This window comes from Arthrobacter sp. BC5 (genome assembly GCF_056680255.1).
Map to the genome: position 1 here is coordinate 1,705,828 of NZ_CM155273.1, position 23,621 is coordinate 1,729,448.

The window sequence follows — 23,621 nt, forward strand, 5'->3', positions numbered from 1 at the left end:
GGCCCCTGCCGACGCCGACCAGTGGTTCACCGAGTACCGTCCGACAGGAGAGATGCCAGTGGCAGGCAGGAAAGCGAAGATCGAGGAGGAGTCGCCGGTCGCCCTGAAGCGACGGGCACGCAGGATCAACAGGATCCTCGGGGACACCTACCCGTACGCGGTGGCCGAACTGGACTTCCGGAACGCGTTCGAGCTCCTGGTGGCGACCGTACTCTCCGCCCAGACCACCGATGTGAGGGTCAACCTCACCACTCCGGCCCTGTTCGAGCGCTACCCCGACGCACGGGCGCTGTCCGAGGCCCAGGAACTCGAGGTGCAGGAACTGATCCGGCCTACCGGCTTCTACCGTGCGAAGGCAAACAGCATCCTCGCGCTCTCCCGGCGGCTGGTCGACGAGTTCGACGGCGAGGTGCCGGCCCGGCTCGAGGATCTCGTGACGCTTCCGGGCGTGGGGCGCAAGACGGCCAACGTCGTCCTGGGCAATGCCTTCGGCGTTCCGGGTATCACCGTGGACACCCACTTCGGTCGGCTGTCCCGCCGGTTCCGGTGGACAGCCTCCGAGGATCCGGTGAAGGTCGAGCTCGACGTCGCCGCCCTTTTCGAGCGCAGGGACTGGACGATGCTCTCGCACCGCGTCATCTTCCATGGACGCCGCATCTGCCATGCCAAGAAGCCGGCGTGCGGCGTGTGCCCGATCGCTGCACTGTGTCCGTCCTACGGGGAGGGCGAGACGGATCCGATGAAGGCCGCGAAGCTGCTCAAGTATGAGCTCGCGCCCGGCCGGGAGGAACTTCTCGAGCGGATGAGAGCCGGCCGTACCCGAGCGGAGCTGCGCGAGGCCGGGTACGGTCTGGGTGCCTAGCTGCGCGAGGCCGGGCACGGTCCGGGTACCGTGGGTGCCGCCCGTGGAGGCGCTGGTAGAGCCGTCGGTAGAGCCGATCCCACCGGCTCGAGGCGTCCGGCAGGAACTCGGATGACGGCACGCGACGAAGTGGCGGGCTGGGTGCGGAAGATGCAGGAGCAGCACGCGGTGCTGCTCCGGCCCGAGGGCTGGCAGTTCGCCACGCTGGATCCCGAGACGAGCCGCAGGGCGGCTGTCCTCATCCTCTTCGGTGCCCGGGATGGGCATCACGCCTGTCCTGCCCCGGAAAGCCTCGAGCCGGACGACCTGGACATCCTGTTCGTCATGCGGGCCAGCACCCTCGCGAACCATCCCGGCCAAGTGGCTTTCCCCGGCGGTGCCATCGACGACGGAGACATGGACGAAGCCGCGGCCGCGCTCCGCGAGGCCCGGGAGGAGACCGGGCTGGACCCCGAGGGGATCAGGATCCTCGGAACGCTGCCGGACGTCGGGCTCCCCGTGAGCAGCTTCATCGTCACACCCGTCGTCGGATGGTGGGTCGAGCAGTCCCCGGTCCACGCCGTGGACACGGCGGAGTCCGAACGCGTCTTCCGGTGCCCGGTCAGTACGCTGCTCGACTCGTCACGCCGGAGGACCGCCGTCGTGCGCCGTGACGGGTTCATCAGCCGCACTCCCGCGTTCCTGACGCCGGACGCCGTGATCTGGGGGTTCACGGCGATGCTGCTGGATGCGGCGTTCGACGGGCTCGGCTGGACGAAGCCGTGGGACCGCTCGCGCGAGATACCTGCACCGCTGTGAGACGACCCGGTCCTGCAGATCGCGGCGACGGACCCTCGATCCTGCCGGGAGCGTACCGGTCCCTGAGCGCTACAGGGAGTGCCACGAGCCCGGTGGCCGTCTCGACCCGATCCTTGTTCCTGAGCACGGACTCCGCGGCCGGGATGATCGGCGAGGCACGGGTATGGCGCAGCAGGGCGAGGACCTGCTCGGGTCCTCCGCCCGGGACTGCCTTCGGGAACATGCCGCGGCGTACCTGGATCGACAGGTGTTCTCGGACCAGGGCAGCCGGGCTGGACAGTGCGACGGAGACCGCCTTGGAATCGATGATGCGAAGGCCCGACGCGCCGACGGGCCGGATGAGGCGTACCGCCGGCGCGAGCCTGGACAGCCTGCCCGAGGAGATCATCGCCCCCGATGCCGTGTCGAAGGCGTGCCGGACTCCGGGTACCGCTGATCGGAGGACGGCCGGTCTCCTTGCCAGTGCCTGCAGCCCAGCCCTCAGCCGTGCCGCCCCCGGCATCCTCAGGGACACGACCGAGACGGACCGTGCGAGCAAACCGAGGCGTGCGAGTACCTGGTGGACGCGCGCCACCATCTGCGCCGTGCGTGCTGCACCGATCAGTGCCGTGATGGCTGCCGACCCTCCGAGCGTGACGAAGCTCAGCGCGGTTCCGGCGGCGGCCAGGGCAGCGCATTCGAGGGCGAAGGACCGCGTCTCGTCGATCAGCTCCTGGTGCGCCGACTCGACGGCGTCGGCGAGTGATGTGCACCCCATGGCGATGTCCCTCGACGCCTGCGCGAGTAGGCGGGCGGAATCTTCGATCGCGGCGCTCCGCTCACGGAAGAGGGTGAGGTCTTCGGCCAGCAGGCCGTCGAGAGCGCTGCGCGCCTGGCCGGAAGGCCCGGCGACGCTCGCCTCGATGTCATGCGTGAGCGCGGTCCAGGCCGCCCCCGCCGCTCGGAGTAGCTCGGGGTCGCCGGCGGGCCAGACCACTCCCGCGATGCCGGCGACGATGTCCCAGCAGGGTGGGGGCCAGCCGGGATTCCCGTCGCTGGCACAGGGAACACACGGAGGGGTGACCTCGGGAAGACCCGCCCGGATCAGAGGCGCTATCAGTGCGGCTGCGCCCATCGATGCGACGTGCTCGGCGGTGATGTAGTTGCCGGCGGCCACGGTCAGGGCGCGTGAGGTATCGGAGGATGCGAGCGCGAGGTCCTGGCACGCGGCGAGGACCTCCCGGGCTGCAGGGTCGTAGCCGGCCGCCCACTCGACGCCCAGTGCATCCCACCCCGCCATCCCTGCCGTGCGCGAGAGTGCGGATCCTGCCGCTGCGACTGCATCGGCGATCATGCGCCCGGAAGCGGCGGCCATCCCCGCTGCTTCCCCGTACCGGCCGGTATCGATCTTCAGGACGCCCACGCATTCCGCCTTCCCCATTCGTGGTGCAACCGTACGGGGGATCACCTGCTGCGGATCGTGGGACAGGCCTATGTGGACAAGTACGGCAGCAGCACCGTCTGCATCACTTCGCGTCCGCGTAGGACGAGACGGTGACCGTGGTGATGGAGAACTCGATGGGGATGTCTCCGAAGATCAGGCGCGTTGCCGCTCTCGCCGCGTCATCGAGGATGGCAGCAGCCTCGCCGGCCTGCCCTTCCGGCACATGCAGGACCACTTCGTCGTGCAGGAAGAAGGTGATGCGGCTTCGCGGCTGCGGGATGGTGCTCGCGGACAGTCGCCGCCGGATCTCCGCGAGCCAGCACAGCGCCCACTCCGCCGCGGATGCCTGGACGACGAAATTCCGCGTGAAGCGCCCTCGCGCCCGTGCCGCACCATCGGCCCGGCGCTGTTCCTCTGCCGTCGTCGTCCGCTGCCGTGCACGCCACTCATCCGAAGCGGGCGGGCACCCGCGACCGAGGTAGCTCGAGACGCCCTCACCCGACTCCCCGGCCCTGGCCGCCGACTCCACGACGCCGATCGCGTGCGGATAGGCGCGGGTCAGTTGCGGCATCAGCCTGCCGGACTCGCCGCTGGTCGCTCCGTACATGGCACCGAGCATGGCGAGCTTGGCCTTCGACCGGTCGCCGCCGAATCCCTGGTCGGCGATGCCCTGATAGAGGTCCCTGCCCCGGGCGGCGGCTGCGAGCGCCGAATCCTGCCCGAGGGCCGCCAGGACCCTGGGTTCGAGCTGCGCGGCATCGGCGACGATGAACACATGGCCCTCGTCCGGCCTCACGGCGTCGCGCACCTGCCGTGGGATCTGCAGGGCGCCGCCGCCTCGGGACGCCCAGCGGCCGGAGACGACACCGCCCACCACGTATTCGGGCCGGAAGCGGCCGTCATGAACCCATGCGTCGAGCCAGTTCCATCCGTTGGCCGTCAGGAGGCGCGACAGTTTCTTGTAGGCCAGGAGAGGCCCGATCGCAGGGTGCTGCTGCCGTTCCAGTTCCCACGAGCGCGTCGTCCTGACCTCGACCCCGGCCCGGTGGAGTGCACGCAGGACCTCCTGCGGCGAGTCGGGATTCAGGGTGGGATTCGCCAGCGCGGCGCGCAGCTCGCCGGCAAGCCTCTCCAGCTCCGCCGGCCGGGCTCCCTCCGGCGGTCGTGGTCCGAGGCTTCGTTCGAGCAGGTCCTCGTGGATGTCCCTGCGCCAGGGCAGCCCCCCGTGCTCCATCTCGGAGGCGATGAGCGAGCCCGCGGATTCGGCGGCGACGAGGAGGTTGAGCCGGGCGGGTTCCGCAGCGTGCGCGATGGCGTTCAGCTGGTGGCCGAACTGTTCGACGACCTCGTCCAGGAAGGGTCCCGCGGGGTCCTGCGGTTCGTCGAAGAGAGAGTGCTGGTTCGGCGCCGGCGGGGGTGGCAGCAGGAGCCGGGGCGGATCGGTCCCGTCGTCGGTCGGGGCCGCGGCCCTCAGCGAATCGATGTAGGGAGAAGGCCGGCAGGACCTCGAATAGGCGAGGATGGCGCGGGTCAGCGTCAGGTCCCAGCAGCGGTCGACGTCGACACCCGCGGACAGCAGGTCGGGATACCAGAGCCTGGTGCTGTTCCACACCCAGCGCGGACGCCGAGCTTCCGAGCCGGCGACAGCCTCCGCGAACGCTCCCCGGTCGAGTCGCGTCGCTGCACCGATCCGACCACCATCGGCGTCGAGGTGCTGGAGCGCTACGTCCGCGCTGTTCCCGCGGTCCGACGGCAGGGGCGCCACGGCGATGTACATGGTCATATTCTCCGCGGCGGCGGTGTCATTCCTGCAATCGGTCGCTTTGTCCACATAGTGCTGATGCAGAACCCGGAGCGGGTGCGGCCCCGCAATGCTCGCACCATGACGCAGCAGACGTGGACCCCGAACGCTCGAGGGCGACCGGTCGTCGTCGTGGGTGGCTCCCAGTTCGTCAAGGATCAGGTGGCGAGGTCCTGCGCAGCCGCCGGGATCAGCCCGGTCTTCGTCCGGGACCTCGCCGAAGCACCGTCACTGGAGCCGGCGGTCCTGATCGTGGCGCACGAACAGGTGGAAGTCGGCATGCCGGGCCGGAAGGACGTCATCGTCGTCGGAACGGCCGACGACGAATCGAGGGTCTGGGGAGCCGCAGCCGCGCTTCCGTCGTCGCGTGTCGTCATCCTGCCCCAGGGCGCAGGATGGCTCGCCGAACACCTCGGCCGGCGCCTCAACCCGGCTGCCTCCGGCTCGGTGGTCGGCTTCCTGGGAGCGGCAGGGGGATGTGGCGTCAGCACGCTCGCCTTCTGGTGTGCGCGGCATGCAGCACAGCAGGGGAGCCCTGCACTCCTGGTGGACGGCCATCCGATGGCGGGTGGCCTCGATCTCGCCCTCGGCCTCGAGGAACGTCCTGGTGTGAGGTGGCACGACCTCCGGGAGACCAGGGGAACACTGAGCGCCGAGCGGCTGGCGTCCGCGCTACCCGCCGAGGGCCGGCTCTCGGTCCTGTCCCATACCGCGCGACCCGACAGTGCCCGTGCCGTGCTCGGTGAGGGCATGGCATCGGCCGACGTCGTGCTGGACGCCGCGCGAGGGGCCTTCGACACGACCTTCGTCGATCTCGGCAGCGGTGCTGCCGTTCCGTCGCTGGCGGGGGCATGCGACCGCCTCGTCCTCCTCGTCCCTTCGCGGCCACGTAGTGCCGCGGCGGTCCCGGCGGTCCTCTCGGCGTACGGGCCCCTGCCCGTGACGGTCGTCCTGCGTGGCCCCGTTCTCGACGGACTGGACCCATGGTTCGTCGCGGACCTGCTGGGTCAGGCGGGCCCCCTGCCCTACCTTCCCTTCGTCCGAGGAGCGTCAACCGCAGAAGCCGGTGGCGGGATGCTGGGATTCTCCCTGTCCCGACGGGTACGCAAGGTCGTTGCATCCCTCGTGGCGGATGCAGTGCGACCGCGATGAGCGAGCGGGAGACCTCCGGCCTGCCGGCCCGGCGGCAGCTGCGCACCTCCGCGAGGAGTGGTCCTGACCCCTCGGCGCAGGGTGACTGGATGCCGGCCGGCGCGGCACCACCCGGCGACACGGACGCTTCATCCATGGTCGGTGTCGTGCGCAGGGCCGTCCTCACCGGCGGCGTCCTGCCAACCGGTGCCGCCTTCGCGGATGCCGTCGGATCGAGCGGCAGGCTGCTCGGATCCGAGGGCACCCTGTCAGCCCTCGACCGCGTGCGTGCCGAGCTCAGGGGACTGGGGCCGCTGGAGCACCTCCTCGCGGATGAATCGATCACGGACATCCTCGTCAACGGGCCCGAGGAGGTCTGGGTCGACGGGACCGCCGGGCTCCAGCGCGTCGGTCGGGCATTCCCCGGTGAGGAGGAGGTGCGTTCGCTCGCCGTCCGCCTCGTCGCCGCCGGGGGCCGACGCCTCGACGATGGGTGCCCGGCCGTCGACGTCCGCCTCGAAGGGCTTCGGGTCCACGCGGTGCTTCCTCCCATCTCGACGGCGGGAACGCTCCTCTCCATCAGGATCAGGCGCGCGCGCGTCTTCTCGCTCGCGGAACTCATCGTCAGCGGGACAGTCGCGCCACTCATGGCCGAGGCCCTGACGCTGATGATGCAGCAGCGCCTGAACTTCCTCATCAGCGGTGCCACGGGCACGGGCAAGACCACGCTGCTCTCCACGCTGCTCGGGCTGGCCGGACCGCACGAGCGGGTCGTGCTGGTCGAGGACGCCGCGGAACTGAACCCCGCCCACCCCCACACGGTCGGGCTCCAGTCGCGACACGGCAACCTCGAAGGTGCCGGGGTGCTGGACCTCACCGAACTGGTGCGGCAGGCCCTGAGGATGAGGCCGGACCGACTCGTCGTGGGCGAATGCCGGGGCGCTGAGGTACGCGAACTGCTGACGGCGATGAATACGGGGCACGACGGCGGCGGAGGAACGGTCCACGCGAACTCCGCAGAGGCGGTACCGGCGCGCTTAGCCGCGCTCGCGGCCCTCACGGGCCTGACACCCGGTGCGCTTGCCCTGCAGGCGGCGAGCGCCCTCGATGTCGTGGTGCACGCCGTACGAGACGCGAAAGGGCGGCGCGTGGAGAGTGTCGGGCTTCTGGAACTGGACCCGGGTCGGGGTCTTATCGTCCGTCCCGTCCTCGTCGATACCGGAACAGAATGCCGTCGTGCCGCCGGGTGGAGCGACTTCGCGCGCCGGGTCGGATCTGCCGGTTCCGAGTGGGAGCCGGCGCGCACGTCGGGGCCCTCCTCATGATCGGGATCGTCGTGGCTCTTCTGCTCGCGAACGCCTGTGCGATCCTCATGCTGCCCCGGCCGGCACGGAGAGGTACGGTGTCAGCCCTGGAGCACCCCGGCGCGCCCGGCGCGGTTGCGGTTTCTACTGCCCCGACGGGCCCCCTTTGCCCCCGCAGCACCGGCCCACGCCGGCAGGGACTCGCCGAGCTCTCCCGGAGGACCGGGCTCGGTGGGCGCCCCGGAATCGATCTCCACGAGCTGCCGCTCTTCGTCCATCAGATGGCCGGGCTCCTCAGGGCGGGACGGCCGCCGCAGACGCTGTGGACGGACATGGAACTCGTGTATGCCGATGGCCGGGGTGGATTCGCCGCCGTTGCTTCTCCTGCCATCGCGACGGCCCGGCGGGCTGCTGAACTCGGTCTGAGCGTTCCCGATGCCCTTCTTCACACGCCGGGAGGTTATGCGGGGGATCGTGCCGAAGCACGGGGCAGTAGACACGTCGAACGGTTGTGGATCGATCTCGCCGGATGCCTGATGGTGGCGGAGCGCAGCGGTGCCCCCCTGGCGGAGATCCTAGAGCACTATGCCGCTCAGCTCGACGCCCAGCTCGATGGCCTCTCGGCCAGGGAGACAGCCCTGGCCGGACCGCGTGCCACGGTGGTGCTCCTCGCCTGGCTGCCGGCCGTCGGTCTTGTCCTCGGCTTCGCCCTCGGCATCAACCCGTTGGAGGTGCTGCTCGGGTCGCCGCTGGGCTGGGCAGCGCTAGGCACCGGAGCGCTCCTCATGGCGGTGGCACGCGTATGGTCCCGCCGGCTGGTGCGGCTTGCCGAGGGCGGGGAGCCGTGAGCGCAGGCGTGCTCGTGTCCCTTCTTCTGGCAACGGGGTCGGTGGTCCTTGCTGCGCGGTCGGGGCGCATCCGGCGGACGGCCGGTACGGCCGAGGATGAGGTGCCGCGATCGGGCATTCGGGACGCACCACTCGTACTCGACCTGATGGCGGCGATGCTGTCGGCCGGTTCGCCGGTCGAGGCCGCCCTGTCCGTCGTCGCCCGATCCTGTGAACCCCGCATCGGTGCCGTTCTGACCCGGGTCCACGCCGCCCGACTTCTCGGGGCCTCATGGACTGCGGCGTGGGAAGCGGGGTCTGCCGGCGTCGGTACGGTCGAGGCGAGCAGAAGGCGGGTCCGCACGTCACCGGCCGCACGGCGTGCCGGGCAGGTTCTCACGGACATCCGGCAGGGGCTCCGGTTCGCCACCGCGACCGGCGCGCCGTCGGCGGCACTCCTGCATGCCCACGCTGCCCAGCTGCGGCGACGCCACAACCGCGAGGCCGAGCGGAAGGCCGCTGCACTCGGGGTGCGCCTCGTCCTGCCGCTCGGTCTGTGCTCGCTGCCGGCGTTCATCTGCCTGGGAGTGGTCCCCGTGGTCCTGGGTCTCCTGCCGGCTTTCTGATCCGATGGGCGACCGCCGGCCGCTCACCGCCGGAGGAGGAGACAGGCGGCGCACGACCGCGGATCATGGAGCGGTTATCCACTTACCCCCACTCCTCGACCGGCACATCGCCATCCATCGCCAAAGTTGGTCCTGCGGCGATCGCCGCTCACAGCATGTGGGGCCACGCCCCGCGTCGATGGAAGGAGATGTCATGTCGGACAGATTGCACCTGGCGGAGGTCGAAGGGTCGGTGTTCCGGGCGTCCGCAGCACCCGCAGGCGAGGCGCGGTGCCTCGGCGGTGGGTACCTGGGACAGTTCGATCCGGAGTGCGTCCGGCTCCGCGACGAGGGAGGACAGCCGGGAACGGGCCGGTTGGGGTCAGCGCCACTGGGACCTGCTCTTCAGGGGGACGCCGCCGTTCCTGCCCTGCGAGCGGAACGGGAGCGGCGCGTGACGGGGCCGAGGGACAGCGGAGGCGACCGTGACAGCGGAGATGACCGTGACAGCGACAGTGCCGGCTCGGGCCGTGCCAGGAACCGGTCGGCGCGTCGTGCTGAAGCTCGCCGTCAGCGATCCAATGAGCGGGCGATCCGCCATCGGCGGCAGTCGATTCCGGACCGCGAAGCAGGCATGGCGACCGCGGAATACGCGATCGCCACCCTCGCGGCGGTTGGGTTCGCCGCATTGCTCGTCGCCGTCCTGTCGAGTGGCGAGATCAAGGGTCTCCTCATGTCCCTCATCACCTCTGCGCTGAACTTCGGCTGATGAGCGCCGGCCAGGGCGGAACGAAGCACGAAGCCGAGCGGTCCTCGTCGGGTAGGTCGGCATACCGGCATCGCACCGAGGGCACGGACGCCCTGTCCCTCGTGCGCCGGACGGTGATGCGGCACGCCGCTCATGCGGAGCTGGGTTCGGTCACCGCTGAAGTCGCCGTCGTGCTTCCCGCCCTGGTCGTCCTGCTCGCCCTCCTGCTCGGGACGGCGCACATCGGTGCGGTGCAGTTGCGGCTCGAGGAGGCTGCCCGGGCGGGTGCCCGCGAGGTGATGCGGGGCGAATCCATGGCGTCCGTGGAGCAGACGGTACAGCGGCTGGCAGGAAGCACCGCCACGGCGGACGTGGCCTCCGGTGAGGGGTGGACGACGGTCGAGGTACGTGCGCGGGTGGACGGGCCCGTGGTCGAGCTGATGGGTATCGAGCTCAGTGCGACGGCGTCGGGGCGGGAGGAACACGATGGGTGACCGCAGGTCGAGGGGGAGCGGACCGGTTCGCCTCGGCTCCGAGTGCGGCGCCGGGACGCTACTGATGGCCGGTCTTGCCCTGTTGGCGCTGCTGCTCGTCGCTTCGGCGGCCCTCCTGCTGCAGGCAGCGGCCGCAGCATCGAAAGCAGCAACCGCTGCTGATCTGTCGGCGTTGGCCGCTGCAGATACTGCCCGAGGGCTTTCCCCGGGGGACCCCTGCTCGGCAGCGGGGACGGTAGCAGAGCGCCACGGTGCAGCGGTGCAGGCGTGCAGGATCGGGCAGACCGGCCCGGGGACGGCACTCGTGACGGTGTCGGTCGGCGTCCCCGGCCTGCTGCCGGACGCGCTGGGCACTGCACGAGCAGGTCCGCCGCCCTGACAGGCGCGCAGGGCGGAACCGACAGGGCGGGCGCGCAGGGCGGAACCGACAGGGCGGGCGCATGGCGGGGATAGCGGGGCGTGGTCCGCGGGCGACGTGACGGCCGGGTCGAGCTGGTGCAGCGCGGGATCTGCGGGGACCCGCACGCACCCGCCTGCCGGGGGAGGAGCCGGTGATCCGTCCGGGTCCGGGACGGGAGGTCTACCGGAGTGCGGCCCGCTGGTCGTCCCCGGTATCGGCGGGCGTGGTGACCCGTGCGGGCGCGGAACCGGCGGATGCGGAATCGTCGGCTGCACCGGTCCGGGGGAGGAGTCCGTCGCCGGTTCCCCGGCGGGGCCGGTCATCCGTTGTCGAGGCACCCGCGGTAGCGCCCGCGGCCTCCCGGAGGATGAGGGACAGCACAGCGACGGCCCCGCCCTTGCTCAGCGGGTTGTTCCGGTTGCCGCACTTGGGCGACTGGACGCAGGAGGGGCACCCCGACTCGCACTCGCAGGCCTCGATGGCATCCCGTGTCGCGGACAGCCACGTGCGGGCAGCCTCGAACCCGCGTTCGGCGAAGCCCGCGCCGCCGGGATGCCCGTCGTACACGAAGATGGTCGGCAGACCGGTGTCGGCGTGCAGAGCGGTGGACACCCCTCCGATATCCCAGCGGTCGCTCGAGGCGACGAGCGGCAGCAGCCCGATCGCCGCGTGTTCTGCGGCATGGAGGGCTCCGGGAAGCTCCTCCGCGAGGATCCCCTCGGCCTCGAGCAGCTCCGGGCTGATCTCGAACCACACGCTCTTCGTGAACAGGTCCCGGGCTTCGAGTTCCAGGGGTTCCTCGCCGAGGATCTCGTTCGAGGAGAAGGCCTTGCGCTGGAAGGAGACCACCTGGGTGGTGACCTTCACGTCGCCGAAGTTCGCGAGGACGCCGCCCCACAACCGGCTCACATCGCGGCCGATCACCTCGATCTGCGTCACGTCCCGTGCCTGCGTGTAGTAGTCCGGGTGTGCGCGGGAAACCACCGCACAGTGATCCTGCTCATTGAGTTCCTGGACGACGTAGGTCCGGCCCTGGTGCACGTACACGGCGCCGGGATGAGCCTGGTAGTGGCTCTGCGGCGAGTCCATCGTGCCGAGCAGGGCGCCCGACTCCGCCTCCACGATGTTGATCGGCCCGCCGCCGTCGGCCCGCAGGTTCACCATCGCTGCGGCACTCTGCGGGTGGGTCCAGAACCACCCTGCGGGCCGACGCCGGAGGAAACCCTGGTCGCACAGGGTGCCGAGCAGATCCCGGGACGTGGCACCGAACAACTCGAGGTCGTCGTCGCTGAGGGGCAACTCGGCGGCGGCAGCACACAGGTGCGGGCCGAGGACGTAGGGATTGGAGGGGTCGAAGACGGTGGCCTCGACGGCGAGATCGAAGACGGCCTCCGGGTGGTGCACGAGATAGGTGTCGAGGGGGTCGTCGCTGGCGACGAAGGCGGCCAGCGCGTTCTGGCCCGAGCGGCCCGCCCGGCCGATCTGCTGCATGAGGGATGCGCGGGTGCCCGGCCAACCGGCCACCAGCACGGCGTCGAGGCCGGAGATGTCGATCCCGAGTTCCAACGCGGAGGTGCTGGCCACACCCAGCAGCTCACCGCTGCGCAGCGACGACTCGAGGGCTCGCCGTTCCTCGGGCAGGTAACCGGAGCGGTAGGCCGCGATGCGGTGCGGGAGGCTCGGGTGCACGTCCTCGAGCATGCGCCTCGACGTCTGGGCGATACTCTCCGCGCCGCGCCTGGACTTGATGAACGCGATGGTCCTCACGTGCGAGGACACGAGGTTGGCGAGCAGGTCGGACGTCTCGGCGATGACGGTCCGGCGGCTCGCCGCCCCGTTCTCGCCCTTCATGCCCGTCAGCTGCGGCTCCCAGAAGGCGACCGTGGTGGAGCCGTGGGGCGAGCTGTCCCGGTCGACGGCGTGCACGGGTGCGCCGATCAGCCTGCCGAAGGAAGCGGAGGGCTCGGCCGACGTCGCCGATGCCCCGATGAACACGGGGTCCGCGCCGTAGCTCGCGCAGATCCGCCGCAGTCGTCGGAGGAGGTTCGCGACGTGGGAACCGAACACTCCGCGGTAGCTGTGCGCCTCGTCGATGATGACGTACTTGAGCCGCCGGAAGAACCGTGCCCACCAGGTGTGGTTGGGCAGGATGCCGTAGTGGAGCATGTCAGGATTCGCGAGGACGAGGTTGGCGTGGTCGCGGATCCAGCGGCGGGAGCCCGACTCCGTGTCGCCGTCGTACGTCTCGGCGCGGACGGTCGGCAGCTTCAGCGCGTCGATGGCCGACAGCTGGTCGGCGGCGAGTGCCTTCGTGGGCGCCAGGTAGAGGGCCACCGACCCGTTCGGGGCGAGCGTGGCCCGGTTGGCCAGCTCGCTGCGGTGGATCTCGTCGAGGACGGGCAGCTGATAGCAGAGGGATTTCCCGGAGGCCGTGCCCGTCGCGATGATGGTGTGCACGCCGTCGTGGGCGGAGCTGGCGCCCTCCACCTGATGGCGCCACGGCTCGCGCACCCCACGTGCGGCGAAGGCGCCGACCACGTCGGGGTGGGCCCAGTCGGGCCACGGCGCGTGCTCCGCTTCACGGGCGGGGATCTCGCGGACATGCAGCAGTTGCTCGGGATCGGGTCCACCCCCGAGCAGGGGAATCAGGGAGTTCTGCGCGGCCACGCCGTAATTGTCCCACCGGGGCGGCGCTGAGGGCGGCGGGAAAGGCGCTTATCCTCTGATGACGAACACGTCGGCGAGGTGCTGCCACCCGAGGAATTCATAGAGTGCCCGGCCATCGGCGGAGGCCATGAGCAGGCCGGTCGTCACGTCGTCCTCGAGGACCCCGGCGGTCAGGGCGCGCATCACATAGCTGCCCAGCCCGCGGCGGCGGAAGCCGTCCTCGGTGACGATGCGATCGTAGACGGCGTGTTCGTCGACCACCGACACCGAGCCCCGGGCTGCCAGGTGGCCGTTGGAGCGCACCGTCACATGCCGGCAGGCCCCGCTTCGTTCACGCTCCAGCGTGAAATCGTCACCCGGCGGTCGAGGGTCCTCGACGTCCTGGCCGCTCATGTCGACGCTCATCAGGGACTGCTGGCGGTCCGTCACCCGCATGCCGAGGGGGGCGGCGGCGTCGATCAGGTCCTGCATCCGGTTGGTGACGACCGTCAGTATCCGCATCGGGTCCTGTTTGGTCGCGGTCGCCAGTTCGAGGAACTGCTCCTCTGTGGGCTCGAAGAGGAAGTGCTCCGTCTGGTCCTGCTGGTCCGTCAGCCGGACGAAGGTGCTGCGGCCGTCGTCGTGCGGCTCGTACCCGCGACAAGCGGACCATCCGGTGATCCAGGTCCGGAGGAGTTCATCGTCTGCATGTACGCCCATGTGCTGAACGATAGTTCTCGAAGGGGGCCAAGAGAATAGACGGCCGTGAGGGTTGCCGTTTTGAGACGCAAAGTAGGCTTTAAGGCGTGTCGATGAACCGTATTGCCCTTTATTACGCCTTTGCACCACTGCCCGATCCCGAAGCCATCAGGCTCTGGCAGCGTGCTCTCTGCGAGAAGTGGGGGCTGCGTGGAAGGATCCTCATCTCCAAGGACGGGATCAACGGCACGGTCGGCGGCGAGATCGGCGCGGTGAAGCAGTACGTCAAGACCACGCGCGAGTACCCGGCGTTCAAGGGCATGGAGATCAAATGGTCCGACGGCGGCGCCGACGACTTCCCCCGGCTGAGCGTCAAGGTGCGCGAGGAGATCGTCTCCTTCGGGGCTCCCGGTGAGCTGAAGGTCGACGGGAACGGTGTGGTGGATGGCGGCAGGCACCTCGCGCCCGAGGAACTGCACGAACTGGTCGATGCCAAGCGCGCAGCGGGGGAGGACGTCGTCTTCTTCGACGGACGGAACGCATTCGAGGCTCAGATCGGCCGCTTCAAGGGAGCCGTGGTGCCCGACGTACGGACAACCCAGGATTTCGTCCGGGAGCTGGACTCGGGCAGGTACGACGACCTGAAGGACAAGCCCGTCGTCACGTACTGCACGGGCGGTATCCGCTGCGAGGTGCTGTCCAGCCTCATGGTCAATCGCGGTTTCCAGGAGGTCTACCAGCTCGACGGCGGCATCGTCCGCTACGGCGAGAAGTACCGCGACGGCGGGCTGTGGGAGGGCTCGCTCTACGTCTTCGACAAGCGCATGCACCTCGAGTTCAGCGACTCCGCCGTCACGCTCGGCACGTGCATGCGCTGCCAGGCCCCCACGAACAGGTTCGAGAACTGCTCCAACACGTCCTGCCGCAACCTCACCCTGTACTGCGCCGGCTGCGCGGCGGACCCCGCGACGCTGCGATGCCCGCAGGGGTGCGAGTCGGACGAGGCCGAAGCAACGGCAGCGGGCGCTGCCTGATGCCGCCCCTAGCCACCGTGGACCGGCAGGAATTCGACGACGACGTCGTGTCCGCACCGTCGAGCCGCGATCTTCCCGCACTGGCGGCGCTGGCCGCGGACCTGACGGCCCTCGACTACACGGTCGACGGCGTCGAGACCCTCCTCGGCGCCCCGGCATACTCGGCTCTCGGCAGGGGGCAGCTGGTCCCCGCGCTCCTGGAATGCCGACGCCTCCTGCGCGCTCAGGAGAGTGCACCGGCTGTCCCCGTGCTGCTGTGGCTCCTCGGTGAGACCGTTCCGGAGGAGCAGCTCGCGGTCGCCTTCCCCGGCATCGGCGTGACGGGCCTCGAACAGCTGCGGCTCATCGAGCGGACCGGGGACGCCGGAGCCCGGGGCCCGTCGGAGCAGGACGTGAAGCCCTCGACGGCGGAGCCGGCGGAGGACCCGGCGGACCCGGAGGAGCCGGCGGACCCGGCAGAGGATCTGCGGAAGGATCCGTCGGCGGACCCGCGGAGACAGCGCGGGAGGACCGCTCCCACGGAACGCTCCTGGCGTGCCGCCGTCGAACTGCGCCCCTATGCCTCGGACGTCGGCGGCAACCTGTGGGTGGCGAGCGACCTCGGGTCGGAGCAGCGGCCGGGGCCCCTGCGCCACGACCACGTGCTGGGTATCGGCGGCGCCTCCCTGACGCTCGCGCAGACCGTCATGAGGACGCCCGTGGACCGTGCCCTTGATCTCGGGACGGGCTGCGGCATCCAGGTCTTCCACCTGCTCCCGCATGCCCGCCACGTCACGGCGACGGACATCTCGGCGCGTGCGCTGGCGTTCGCCCGCTTCAACCTGCTGCTGAACGCGCCCGCCCTCGGTCTCGATCCGGAGCGTCCCGACGAGCGGGTCAGCCTGCGCCTGGGCAGCCTGCTCGAGCCCGTGGGGGGCGAGCGGTTCGACCTCGTGGTGTCCAATCCTCCCTTCGTGATCACGCCCCGCACCGGCCCACCGGAGGAGGCCTATACCTACCGTGACGGCGGCCTGGCGGGCGACGCCCTCGTCGAGACCCTGGTCCGGGACCTCCCCGCAGTCCTCGCGCCGGGCGGAGCCGCGCAACTGCTCGGCAACTGGGAGATCCCCGAGGGTGCGGCGTGGGACCGGCGCGTCCGCGGCTTCGTGCCCCCCGGCGTCGACGCCTGGATCATCCAGCGTGAGCAGCTGACACCGGTGCAGTACGCCGAGACATGGCTGCGGGACGCCGCCGAGAACCGCGACCGCGACGCCTACCTGGACAGCTTCGCCGACTATCTCGCGGACTTCGCCTCGCGCGACGTCGAGGGGATCGGCTTCGGGTCGATGTGGCTGCGCAGGCCGGCCACTTCCAGCGATCTCGTCCGGGTCACGCTCGAGGAGGTCACGCACGAGATCGAACAACCCGTGGGCCCGCACCTGGCCGCGGCGGTCCGGCGCAACGACTGGCTGGCGGCCCACACCGAGCAGTCGGCCTCGGGGATCGGCATCGCCGACGAATACCTGCTCGTCGCCGACGACGTCACCGAGGAACGGCACCAGCGGCCCGGCGCGGAACACCCCGGGGTCATCCTGCTGCGACAGGGGGCGGGCCTCCGGCGCACCACCCTGCTGAGCACGGAACTGGCCGGATTCGTCTCCGCGTGCGACGGCGACCTCACGGCCGGGCAGATCGCGGGTGCGCTCGCGATGCTGCTGGAGAGGCCCGACGCGGCGTTCACGGCGGGCCTGCTGGTCGACGTCGAGCAGCTCATCCGCGAGGGCTTCCTGATTCCGGCCCCCTGAAACCAGCGGTTACCCTTGTGCAGGTACTCATGACGCATACTGTGACGTGAGGCCCGGCAGCGGGATCCGGACCGGACGCCCACGTCGCTGCCGCGGCATCGCACCCGTATATATAGGAGAGAAGTGCCGACCAAGGCCACGGACAAGAAGCACGGCAAGAAGCTCGTCATCGTCGAGTCCCCGAGCAAGATCAAGAGCATCTCGGGGTACCTCGGTGAGGGTTTCCAGGTCGCGGCGTCCATGGGGCACATCCGTGACCTCCCCCAGCCGTCGGATCTCCCGGCGGAGCTGAAGAAGTCCTCGGTGGGCAAGTTCGCGGTGGATCTCGACAAGGATTTCGAGCCCTACTACGTGGTGTCGCCCGAGAAGCGGAAGACCGTGGCGGAGCTCAAGGCCGCCCTGAAGGACGCCGACGAGCTCTACCTCGCAACCGACGCCGACCGCGAGGGCGAGGCCATCGCGTGGCACCTGCTGCAGGTCCTGAAGCCGAAGGTCCCCGTCTACCGCCTGACCTTCGGCGAGATCACCAAGGAAGCCGTCACGCGTGCCCTCGGCGAACTGCGCGACGTCGACATCCCCATGGTCGACGCCCAGGAGACCCGGCGCATCCTCGACCGCCTGTACGGCTACGAGATCTCCCCCGTGCTGTGGCGCAAGGTGGCGCGCGGCCTGTCCGCCGGCCGCGTGCAGTCGGTGGCGACGCGCCTCGTCGTCGAGCGGGAACGCGAGCGCATGGCGTTCCGCGCGGCGTCGTACTGGGACCTCACGGGCACGTTCACCCCCGGGGACTCCTCGAAGGGCAGCGCGTTCCCGGCGAAGCTGGTCGCCGTCGACGGCAGCCGTATCGCCTCCGGCAAGGACTTCTCCGACCGCGGGGAGCTGAAGGCCGCGAACGCGGTGAGGCTCGACGAGGAGTCCGCCCGTTCGCTCGCCGCCGGCCTGGAGAGTGCCGCGTTCACGGTGCGCTCGGTCGAGACCAAGCCCTACACGCGCCGTCCTGCCGCCCCGTTCACGACGTCGACCCTGCAGCAGGAAGCGGCCCGCAAGCTGCGCTTCAGCTCGAAGGTGACCATGCAGGTGGCCCAGCGACTGTACGAGAACGGGTACATCACCTACATGCGTACCGATTCGTCGGCGCTCTCGGACCAGGCGATCAACGCCGCGCGCCGCCAGGCGTCGGAGCTGTACGGCCCCGAGTACGTCCCCGAGTCCCGCCGCGTGTACAAGGGCAAGGCGAAGAACGCCCAGGAGGCGCACGAGGCCATCCGGCCCGCCGGCGACTCCTTCCGCACGCCGGCCCAGGTGGCGCAGTCCCTGCGCGGTGACGAGTTCCGCCTGTACGAGCTGATCTGGAAGCGCACGGTCGCATCGCAGATGGCGGACGCCAAGGGCTCCACGGCGTCCCTGCGCCTGGGCGCGAAGAGCGCGGACGGACGCGATGCCGAGTTCGGCGCCTCCGGCACCGTCATCACCTTCCGCGGCTTCATGGCCGCCTATGAGGAGGGGCGCGACGCCGACCGCACCGAGGACGGGACGGACGACGACGCGCAGGGTACCCGCCTGCCGAACGTCACCAAGGGTGATTCCCTCGGGGCAACGGCGATCGAGGCCGTCGGCCACGAGACCTCGCCGCCCCCGCGCTACACGGAAGCGTCCCTCGTGAAGGTGCTCGACGAGCGCGGCATCGGCCGTCCGTCGACTTATGCCGCGACGATGTCCACCATCATGGACCGCGGCTATGTGACCTCCCGGGGACAGGCCCTCGTGCCGAGCTGGATCGCTTTCTCCGTGGTGCGCCTGCTCGAGGAGCACTTCAACGACTATGTGGACTACGACTTCACGGCGGAGCTCGAGGAGGACCTCGACCGGATCTCGCGCGGCGAGACCGGCCGGGTGGAGTGGCTCAACCATTTCTACTACGGTGACCGCAAGGACACGGGCCTGCACACGATCGTCGAGGAGCTCGGCGAGATCGACGCACGCCGCATCAACTCCGTGGAGATCGCGGACGGTATCACGCTGCGCGTCGGCAAGTTCGGGCCCTACCTGGAGAAGCCCCTGCCGGCGGATGCCCCGGAAGGCACCGAGCCGCAGCGCGCCAACGTCCCCGAGGACCTGGCGCCGGACGAACTGACGGCCGAGAAGGCACTCGAGCTGATGGAAGCGCCGGTGTCCCAGGAGCGGGTGCTCGGCACCGATCCGGAGACGGGACGTACCATCGTGGCCCGCGACGGCCGGTACGGACCGTACGTGATCGAGCTGATTCCGGAGGTCACCGCGGAGGAGCTCGCGAGCCAGCCGGTCGAGTACTACAAGAACGGCAAGCCGAAACCGCCGAAGAAGCCCGCGAAGGTCAAGCCGCGCACCGGGTCGCTCTTCAAGTCCATGTCGGTGGACACCGTGACGCTCGAGGATGCCCTCAAGCTCATGAACCTGCCGCGCGTCCTCGGTACGGACGAGGACGGCAAGGAGATCACCGTACAGAACGGCCGTTTCGGGCCGTACCTGAAGAAGGGCAGCGACTCCCGGTCGCTCGGCTCGGAGGAGGAGATCTTCTCGATCACCCTCGAGCAGGCGCAGGAGATCTACAAGCAGCCCAAGCAGCGCGGTGGCCGGACGGTGACTCCTCCGTTGGCGGAGTTCGGCGACGATCCGGTGAGCGAGAAGCCCATCGTGGTGAAGGACGGCCGCTTCGGCCCGTACATCACGGACGGCGTCACGAACATCACGGTGCCCGGCTCCATGGCCATCGAGGAACTGACGCGCGAACAGGCGATCGACATGCTCGCCGAGAAGCGCGCCAAGGGCCCGGCCCCGAAGAAGACGACGCGCAGGGCACCGGCCAAGCGCAAGGTCGCGGCGGGCAAGTAGCCTGCACCGCGGTACGGGGAAACACGGAACAACGGGTCGAGAGCTGGAAGCGCGGGGAACATGCGGCTAGGAGTACTGGACATAGGGTCCAACACGGTCCATCTGCTGCTCGTGGATGCCCATCCCGGCGGTCGGCCGGTGCCCTTCGCGTCCCATAAGAAGCCCCTGCAGCTCGTCGCCTACCTCGACGAGCGCGGCAGGATCTCCCGCAAGGGCCAGAACGAACTCGTCGGCTTCGTCCGGGAGGCACGGGAGTTCGCGGCGGGACACGACGCCGAGGACTTCCTCGCGTTCTGCACCTCGGCCATCCGCGAGGCGGGCAACGGGAGCGAGGTCCTCGCCCGCGTGCGGGAGGAGACCGGCGTCGACCTCCAGGAGCTCTCCGGCGACCAGGAAGCGGCGGTGACCTTCCAGGCCGTCCGCCGCTGGTACGGCTGGGGGGCGGAATCGATCCTGAACCTCGACATCGGCGGCGGTTCCTTCGAGATGGCGATGGGCACCGACGAGCTCCCCGAAGTGGCGCTCTCCGTTCCTCTCGGAGCGGGCCGGCTCACGCGGGACTGGCTGCGCGGGGATCCGCCCTCGGCCAAGAGCGTGAAGGAACTGCGCCGCTACATCAGGGCCACCCTGCGTGACGCCGTTCCGCAGTTCGCCCAGCTGGGCCAACCGCACCTGGTCGCAGGCACCTCGAAGACCTTCCGCTCGCTGGCCCGCCTCGCCGGCGCCGCTCCGTCCGCCGCCGGCCCGTTCGTCCGCCGGGAGCTGCGCCTCGAGGACCTCAAGCTGTGGTCCAAGCGTCTGGCCGCGATGACGATCGAGGACCGCAGCAACCTCGACGGCGTCTCCGAGCTCCGCGCACCGCAGGTCCTGGCGGGAGCACTCGTCGCAGAATGCGCCCTCGAGCTGTTCGACGTGCCCTCCATGGACATCTGCCCCTGGGCGCTGCGCGAGGGGCTGCTCCTGCGGCGCTTCGACGCGAAGATGTTCCAGGCGGACGAGCCCCTGCCGGGAGCCGGAGTAGGGCATGCGCAGCTCGACTCGATCCGGCGTACCCCCCTGAAGACGGGAGCCTGACATGGTCCAGCCGACCGGCGGGCCGTCGATCCCGGTCGCACTCTCCAGCGCATCGGTCTACCCGCTCGCCGTCCACGACGCCTTCGCCCTGGCGCAGGACCTCGGGTACGACGGCGTGGAGGTCATGGTCACCAACAACTCGGTGAGCCAGGACCCCGACCAGCTCAACGTGCTGAGCGAGCGCTACGAGCTGCCGATCCTGGCCATCCACGCCCCGACCCTGCTCCTGACCCAGCAGGTCTGGGGCAAGGCCTGGACGAAGATCCAGATGTCCGCCGCGATGGCCGCCGAGGTGGGTGCCCGGACCGTGGTGACCCACCCGCCGTTCCGCTGGCAGACCGGCTACGCCGAGGAGTTCCCCGAGGGGATCTCGCGCGTCGCAGCGGAGTACGGCGTCGAGATCGCCGTCGAGAACATGTACCCGTGGAAGGTCCGGGGGCGTGAGGCGAAAGCGTACCTGCCGCACTGGAACCCGGTACCGGAACCGTACGAGCGCATCACGTGGGACTTCTCCCACGCAGCGATCGCCGGCATGGATTCGTACGAGGAGATCCGGACGCTCGGCAGCAGGCTGGCGCATGTGCACCTGACCGACGGTACGCCCAACGGCAAGGACGAGCATCTGCTCCCGGGCCAGGGCCAGCAGCGGTGCGCCGAGGCCCTCGGCCACCTCGCGGAGTCGGAGTGGGACGGCGTGGTGGCCGTCGAGGTGAGCACGCGCAGGGCGAGGGGAGCCGGGGAGCGCGAGGAGTGGCTGGCGGAGACCCTCCGCTTCGCGAGGGCTCACCTGCGGCACTGACGGGTCGCCGGACGGGCGTGGGGTACCGGGAGGCGCCTTCGGGGCGCCGGGACACGTGCGTTAACGCGGAATGGCGCCGGTGGACCGCCAGATGTTGGGGGATCATCTGTTGCCACCGACGCCGGACCGGCTCAGGAATTCCGGTCCTCATCACTCGCACCCTTATGAGGTGTTCCCAACACTAGGGCTCCTCCTTGTGCCGGAGCACCAAGGGCGCTGGGAGTAGGCTGGGAGCCCCTCGTGGCAGGATGGGGCCATGACGACGCAACCCTCGCAGCGCATCGCCTTCCTCGGCTGCGGATCGATGAACGAGTCCATCCTCGCGGGCCTGCTGGCCGCAGGCCTCGACCCCGCCCTGGTCACGGCGACGGTGCGACGGGCCGAGCGGGCCGGGGAGCTCAGGGAGCGGCACGGCGTGGACGCCCGCGCCACCGGTGCTGACAGTGGCGCGAACGTGGCCGCGGTAGTCGATGCCGACGTCGTCATCCTGGGCGTGAAGCCCGTGGGTATCGTCCCGCTGGCCCGGGAGATCGCCTCGGCGCTCAAGCCGTCCGCCGTCGTGCTCAGCGTCGCCGCGGCGGTGTCCATCGCGATGATCGAGGGCGCCCTGCGGGAGGGCCAGGCCGTCATCCGCTCGATGCCCAACACCCCGTCGCGGCTCGGCAGGGGAGTGCTGTCCATCTCGGCCGGAACCACGGCGGGCCCTGAGCTCATGCAGCGGGCCCGGGACCTCCTGCGGCCGGCCGGCACCGTCGTCGAGATCCCCGAGCACCAGGTGGATGCCCTCTCGGCCGTCAGCGGCTCCGGGCCCGCCTACGCGTTCTACCTCACCGAGGCCATGGCGGCGGCCGGCGTCGGACTCGGCCTCGACGCCGGTCTGTCCGAGCTGATCGCCCGGGAGACGGTCGCCGGAGCCGGCTTCATGCTCGCCGAGGAGGGCGCCGATGCCGCGGCCCTCCGCCGTGCCGTCACGAGCCCCAACGGGACCACGCAGAGCGCTATCGAGACGTTCGAGGAGCTGGGCCTGCCGCGCACCATCGCCGAGGGAGCCCGGGCCGCGACGGTCCGCGCGGCGGAGATCACGCGCGAGCTGGCAGGTCCGGCGCCGTCCTGAGGGGCCGGAGGGCCCACAGGGCCAGCAGTGCGACCGGGAGGACCACACCCAGACCGGTGAAGAGCCGAAGGGGTAGCGGCCCCTCGCCCGAGACGGTGCCGGTGAGCGTGAGGGTCACGGTGATGGAGGAGAACATCATGACGGGTACCAGCGCGGCCAGCAGCACCCGGCCCGCCGTCCGGAGCGCGCCGGCCTGACGGCGGGCGAACACATGACCGACCGGGAAGACCAGGGCGATCCACACCCAGTGGTGGAACCACGAGATCGGTGAGACCGCGAGCATGACGACGGCATTGGCCGAGATGGCCCGCAGGTCGTCGCCGTCGTCGTCGGCCCGCCGGATCGCGACGTAGCCGACGGCGATCACGGCCAGGCATGCCAGCACCCAGGCGGGTCGCTGCAGCTCCTCGACCAGTCCCGACTGCGCGACGATCGAGTTGAGCGAGACGTTGTAGAGATCTGCCGTGGCTCCCACGCGGGAGGAGTCGAAGAGGGCGTCGAGCCAGAAGGCCGCCGACTCCCGGGGCGCGAGACTCCAGCCGACCGCGACCGTCGAGGCGAAGGACGCCGCCATCCAGGCGAGGGAGCGCCAGTCCCGCCGGGCGAGGAAGACCAGCCCGAAGGCGAGCGGCGTGAGCTTGATCCCTGCGGCGAGGCCGACCAGGACCCCGGAGGGGAGCCGGGTGGACCGCAGGAGGTCCGCGAGGATCAGTACCATCAGGAGGGCGTTGACCTGGCCGAACCCCAGGCCTTCCCGCCAGGGCCCGCTGATCCCGATCAGCAGCATCGCGGCCACCACGGCGGCGGGGGTCCTGGCCGCATGGCGGTGCTGCGTCCCGCCCGGGCGCAGGTACCGCACGACGACGACGGATACCGCGACGAGGCAGGCGCAGGAGAGGGCCGTGACGATCCCGAGAGCGAGACCCTCCGGGACCAGCGCGAGGGGCACGAAGAGGATGGCGGCGAACGGCGGGTAGGTGAACGGCAGTCCGCGCGTATCGGTCTGCACGAGGGCGTCGTCGTACAGGCCCTTGTCGCCGGCGCGACCGAGCAGCGCCAGCGCACCCTGGCGGTACACGGAGAGATCGAGCCCGTGTATCTGCGCGGCGAGGACGACGAGGGCGAGCACCACCGCGCCGGCAGCAGCGGTGAGCGCCGCCGTCCGCGCTGGGCGGTCGGCGCGGCGCATCAGACCGGGGGAGCGGTG

The 23,621-nt window shown here is 70.3% G+C and carries 20 protein-coding genes; 15 read left to right on the forward strand and 5 right to left on the reverse strand.

Annotation, left to right across the window (positions count from 1 at the left end; genetic code table 11):
* The first annotated feature begins 58 nt into the window (after window positions 1-58).
* Window positions 59-862 carry an endonuclease III gene (gene nth / locus AC1MFI_RS07855; protein ID WP_479820572.1) on the forward strand — a complete coding sequence of 268 codons (804 nt, stop codon included), beginning with the start codon at window positions 59-61 and terminating at the stop codon, window positions 860-862.
* A gap of 111 nt (window positions 863-973) precedes the next feature.
* The gene (locus AC1MFI_RS07860; RefSeq protein ID WP_479820573.1) at window positions 974-1,660 is read left to right on the forward strand and encodes an NUDIX hydrolase; all 687 of its coding nucleotides are present in this window, start codon (window positions 974-976) and stop codon (window positions 1,658-1,660) included.
* On the opposite strand, the gene AC1MFI_RS07865 is transcribed toward AC1MFI_RS07860, so the two are convergent.
* Window positions 1,572-3,062 carry a WXG100-like domain-containing protein gene (locus tag AC1MFI_RS07865; RefSeq protein ID WP_479820574.1) on the reverse strand — a complete coding sequence of 497 codons (1,491 nt, stop codon included), beginning with the start codon at window positions 3,060-3,062 and terminating at the stop codon, window positions 1,572-1,574. The two genes, AC1MFI_RS07860 and AC1MFI_RS07865, sit on opposite strands and share 89 nt — an antisense overlap.
* A 103-nt stretch (window positions 3,063-3,165) precedes the next feature.
* Window positions 3,166-4,860, reverse strand: coding sequence for a bifunctional 3'-5' exonuclease/DNA polymerase (locus AC1MFI_RS07870; protein ID WP_479820575.1), 1,695 nt, complete (start codon window positions 4,858-4,860; stop codon window positions 3,166-3,168).
* 105 nt (window positions 4,861-4,965) lie between these two features.
* Between AC1MFI_RS07870 and ssd the strand changes: the two genes are divergently transcribed.
* The 7 genes from ssd (at window position 4,966) to AC1MFI_RS07905 (ending at window position 10,372) form a co-directional block, all read left to right on the forward strand.
* Window positions 4,966-6,036 carry a septum site-determining protein Ssd gene (gene ssd, locus AC1MFI_RS07875; protein WP_479820576.1) on the forward strand — a complete coding sequence of 357 codons (1,071 nt, stop codon included), beginning with the start codon at window positions 4,966-4,968 and terminating at the stop codon, window positions 6,034-6,036.
* Entirely contained in the window at window positions 6,033-7,340 is a 1,308-nt protein-coding gene (locus tag AC1MFI_RS07880) for a TadA family conjugal transfer-associated ATPase (RefSeq protein ID WP_479820577.1), read from the forward strand. Before ssd ends, AC1MFI_RS07880 begins: the two co-directional genes overlap by 4 nt.
* Window positions 7,341-7,417: 77 nt before the next feature.
* Window positions 7,418-8,167: a type II secretion system F family protein gene (locus tag AC1MFI_RS07885; RefSeq protein WP_479820578.1), complete on the forward strand. Its 750-nt coding sequence runs from the start codon at window positions 7,418-7,420 to the stop codon at window positions 8,165-8,167.
* Window positions 8,164-8,772 (forward strand): type II secretion system F family protein, encoded by a 609-nt coding sequence (locus AC1MFI_RS07890; protein WP_479820580.1) that lies wholly within the window; start codon window positions 8,164-8,166, stop codon window positions 8,770-8,772. Before AC1MFI_RS07885 ends, AC1MFI_RS07890 begins: the two co-directional genes overlap by 4 nt.
* 193 nt (window positions 8,773-8,965) lie before the next feature.
* Window positions 8,966-9,520 (forward strand): DUF4244 domain-containing protein, encoded by a 555-nt coding sequence (locus AC1MFI_RS07895; protein ID WP_479820582.1) that lies wholly within the window; start codon window positions 8,966-8,968, stop codon window positions 9,518-9,520.
* Window positions 9,520-9,993, forward strand: coding sequence for a TadE family type IV pilus minor pilin (locus tag AC1MFI_RS07900; protein ID WP_479820584.1), 474 nt, complete (start codon window positions 9,520-9,522; stop codon window positions 9,991-9,993). Before AC1MFI_RS07895 ends, AC1MFI_RS07900 begins: the two co-directional genes overlap by 1 nt.
* Window positions 9,986-10,372, forward strand: coding sequence for an Rv3654c family TadE-like protein (locus AC1MFI_RS07905; protein ID WP_479820586.1), 387 nt, complete (start codon window positions 9,986-9,988; stop codon window positions 10,370-10,372). The genes AC1MFI_RS07900 and AC1MFI_RS07905 overlap by 8 nt, the downstream gene beginning before the upstream one ends.
* Window positions 10,373-10,573: 201 nt before the next feature.
* On the opposite strand, the gene AC1MFI_RS07910 is transcribed toward AC1MFI_RS07905, so the two are convergent.
* Window positions 10,574-13,060 carry a DEAD/DEAH box helicase gene (locus AC1MFI_RS07910; RefSeq protein WP_479820588.1) on the reverse strand — a complete coding sequence of 829 codons (2,487 nt, stop codon included), beginning with the start codon at window positions 13,058-13,060 and terminating at the stop codon, window positions 10,574-10,576.
* A 48-nt stretch (window positions 13,061-13,108) separates the two neighbouring features.
* Window positions 13,109-13,759 carry a GNAT family N-acetyltransferase gene (locus tag AC1MFI_RS07915; RefSeq protein ID WP_479820590.1) on the reverse strand — a complete coding sequence of 217 codons (651 nt, stop codon included), beginning with the start codon at window positions 13,757-13,759 and terminating at the stop codon, window positions 13,109-13,111.
* Between the two features lie 86 nt (window positions 13,760-13,845).
* Here AC1MFI_RS07915 and trhO point away from each other — a divergent pair, with 86 nt between their 5' ends.
* From trhO to proC, 6 genes are all read left to right on the forward strand, one after another.
* Window positions 13,846-14,772 (forward strand): oxygen-dependent tRNA uridine(34) hydroxylase TrhO, encoded by a 927-nt coding sequence (gene trhO / locus AC1MFI_RS07920; RefSeq protein ID WP_479820592.1) that lies wholly within the window; start codon window positions 13,846-13,848, stop codon window positions 14,770-14,772.
* The gene (locus AC1MFI_RS07925; RefSeq protein WP_479820594.1) at window positions 14,772-16,556 is read left to right on the forward strand and encodes a DUF7059 domain-containing protein; all 1,785 of its coding nucleotides are present in this window, start codon (window positions 14,772-14,774) and stop codon (window positions 16,554-16,556) included. The genes trhO and AC1MFI_RS07925 overlap by 1 nt, the downstream gene beginning before the upstream one ends.
* A 123-nt stretch (window positions 16,557-16,679) precedes the next feature.
* Window positions 16,680-19,427: a type I DNA topoisomerase gene (topA, locus tag AC1MFI_RS07930; protein WP_479820596.1), complete on the forward strand. Its 2,748-nt coding sequence runs from the start codon at window positions 16,680-16,682 to the stop codon at window positions 19,425-19,427.
* A gap of 60 nt (window positions 19,428-19,487) precedes the next feature.
* Complete coding sequence (locus AC1MFI_RS07935) at window positions 19,488-20,501, forward strand: Ppx/GppA phosphatase family protein (protein WP_479820598.1); 1,014 nt, start codon at window positions 19,488-19,490, stop codon at window positions 20,499-20,501.
* A 1-nt stretch (window position 20,502) separates the two neighbouring features.
* On the forward strand, window positions 20,503-21,300 hold the full coding sequence (locus AC1MFI_RS07940; protein ID WP_479820600.1) for a sugar phosphate isomerase/epimerase family protein: 798 nt from the start codon (window positions 20,503-20,505) through the stop codon (window positions 21,298-21,300).
* A gap of 256 nt (window positions 21,301-21,556) precedes the next feature.
* Window positions 21,557-22,414: a pyrroline-5-carboxylate reductase gene (gene proC, locus AC1MFI_RS07945; RefSeq protein WP_479820602.1), complete on the forward strand. Its 858-nt coding sequence runs from the start codon at window positions 21,557-21,559 to the stop codon at window positions 22,412-22,414.
* On the opposite strand, the gene AC1MFI_RS07950 is transcribed toward proC, so the two are convergent.
* Window positions 22,380-23,603 carry a glycosyltransferase 87 family protein gene (locus tag AC1MFI_RS07950; RefSeq protein WP_479820603.1) on the reverse strand — a complete coding sequence of 408 codons (1,224 nt, stop codon included), beginning with the start codon at window positions 23,601-23,603 and terminating at the stop codon, window positions 22,380-22,382. The genes proC and AC1MFI_RS07950 overlap by 35 nt on opposite strands.
* Between the last annotated feature and the right edge of the window lie 18 nt (window positions 23,604-23,621).

Bases quoted from the DNA above. Each gene is read 5' to 3' on its own strand.
- AC1MFI_RS07925 (WP_479820594.1), top strand. From the start codon at position 14,772: ATGCCGCCCCTAGCCACCGTGGACCGGCAGGAATTCGACGACGACGTC.
- AC1MFI_RS07950 (WP_479820603.1), bottom strand. From the start codon at position 23,603: ATGCGCCGCGCCGACCGCCCAGCGCGGACGGCGGCGCTCACCGCTGCT.
- AC1MFI_RS07905 (WP_479820586.1), top strand. From the start codon at position 9,986: ATGGGTGACCGCAGGTCGAGGGGGAGCGGACCGGTTCGCCTCGGCTCC.
- AC1MFI_RS07880 (WP_479820577.1), top strand. From the start codon at position 6,033: ATGAGCGAGCGGGAGACCTCCGGCCTGCCGGCCCGGCGGCAGCTGCGC.
- AC1MFI_RS07940 (WP_479820600.1), top strand. From the start codon at position 20,503: ATGGTCCAGCCGACCGGCGGGCCGTCGATCCCGGTCGCACTCTCCAGC.
- AC1MFI_RS07895 (WP_479820582.1), top strand. From the start codon at position 8,966: ATGTCGGACAGATTGCACCTGGCGGAGGTCGAAGGGTCGGTGTTCCGG.
- AC1MFI_RS07900 (WP_479820584.1), top strand. From the start codon at position 9,520: ATGAGCGCCGGCCAGGGCGGAACGAAGCACGAAGCCGAGCGGTCCTCG.
- proC (WP_479820602.1), top strand. From the start codon at position 21,557: ATGACGACGCAACCCTCGCAGCGCATCGCCTTCCTCGGCTGCGGATCG.
- AC1MFI_RS07915 (WP_479820590.1), bottom strand. From the start codon at position 13,759: ATGGGCGTACATGCAGACGATGAACTCCTCCGGACCTGGATCACCGGA.
- AC1MFI_RS07870 (WP_479820575.1), bottom strand. From the start codon at position 4,860: ATGTACATCGCCGTGGCGCCCCTGCCGTCGGACCGCGGGAACAGCGCG.
- ssd (WP_479820576.1), top strand. From the start codon at position 4,966: ATGACGCAGCAGACGTGGACCCCGAACGCTCGAGGGCGACCGGTCGTC.
- AC1MFI_RS07935 (WP_479820598.1), top strand. From the start codon at position 19,488: ATGCGGCTAGGAGTACTGGACATAGGGTCCAACACGGTCCATCTGCTG.
- AC1MFI_RS07860 (WP_479820573.1), top strand. From the start codon at position 974: ATGACGGCACGCGACGAAGTGGCGGGCTGGGTGCGGAAGATGCAGGAG.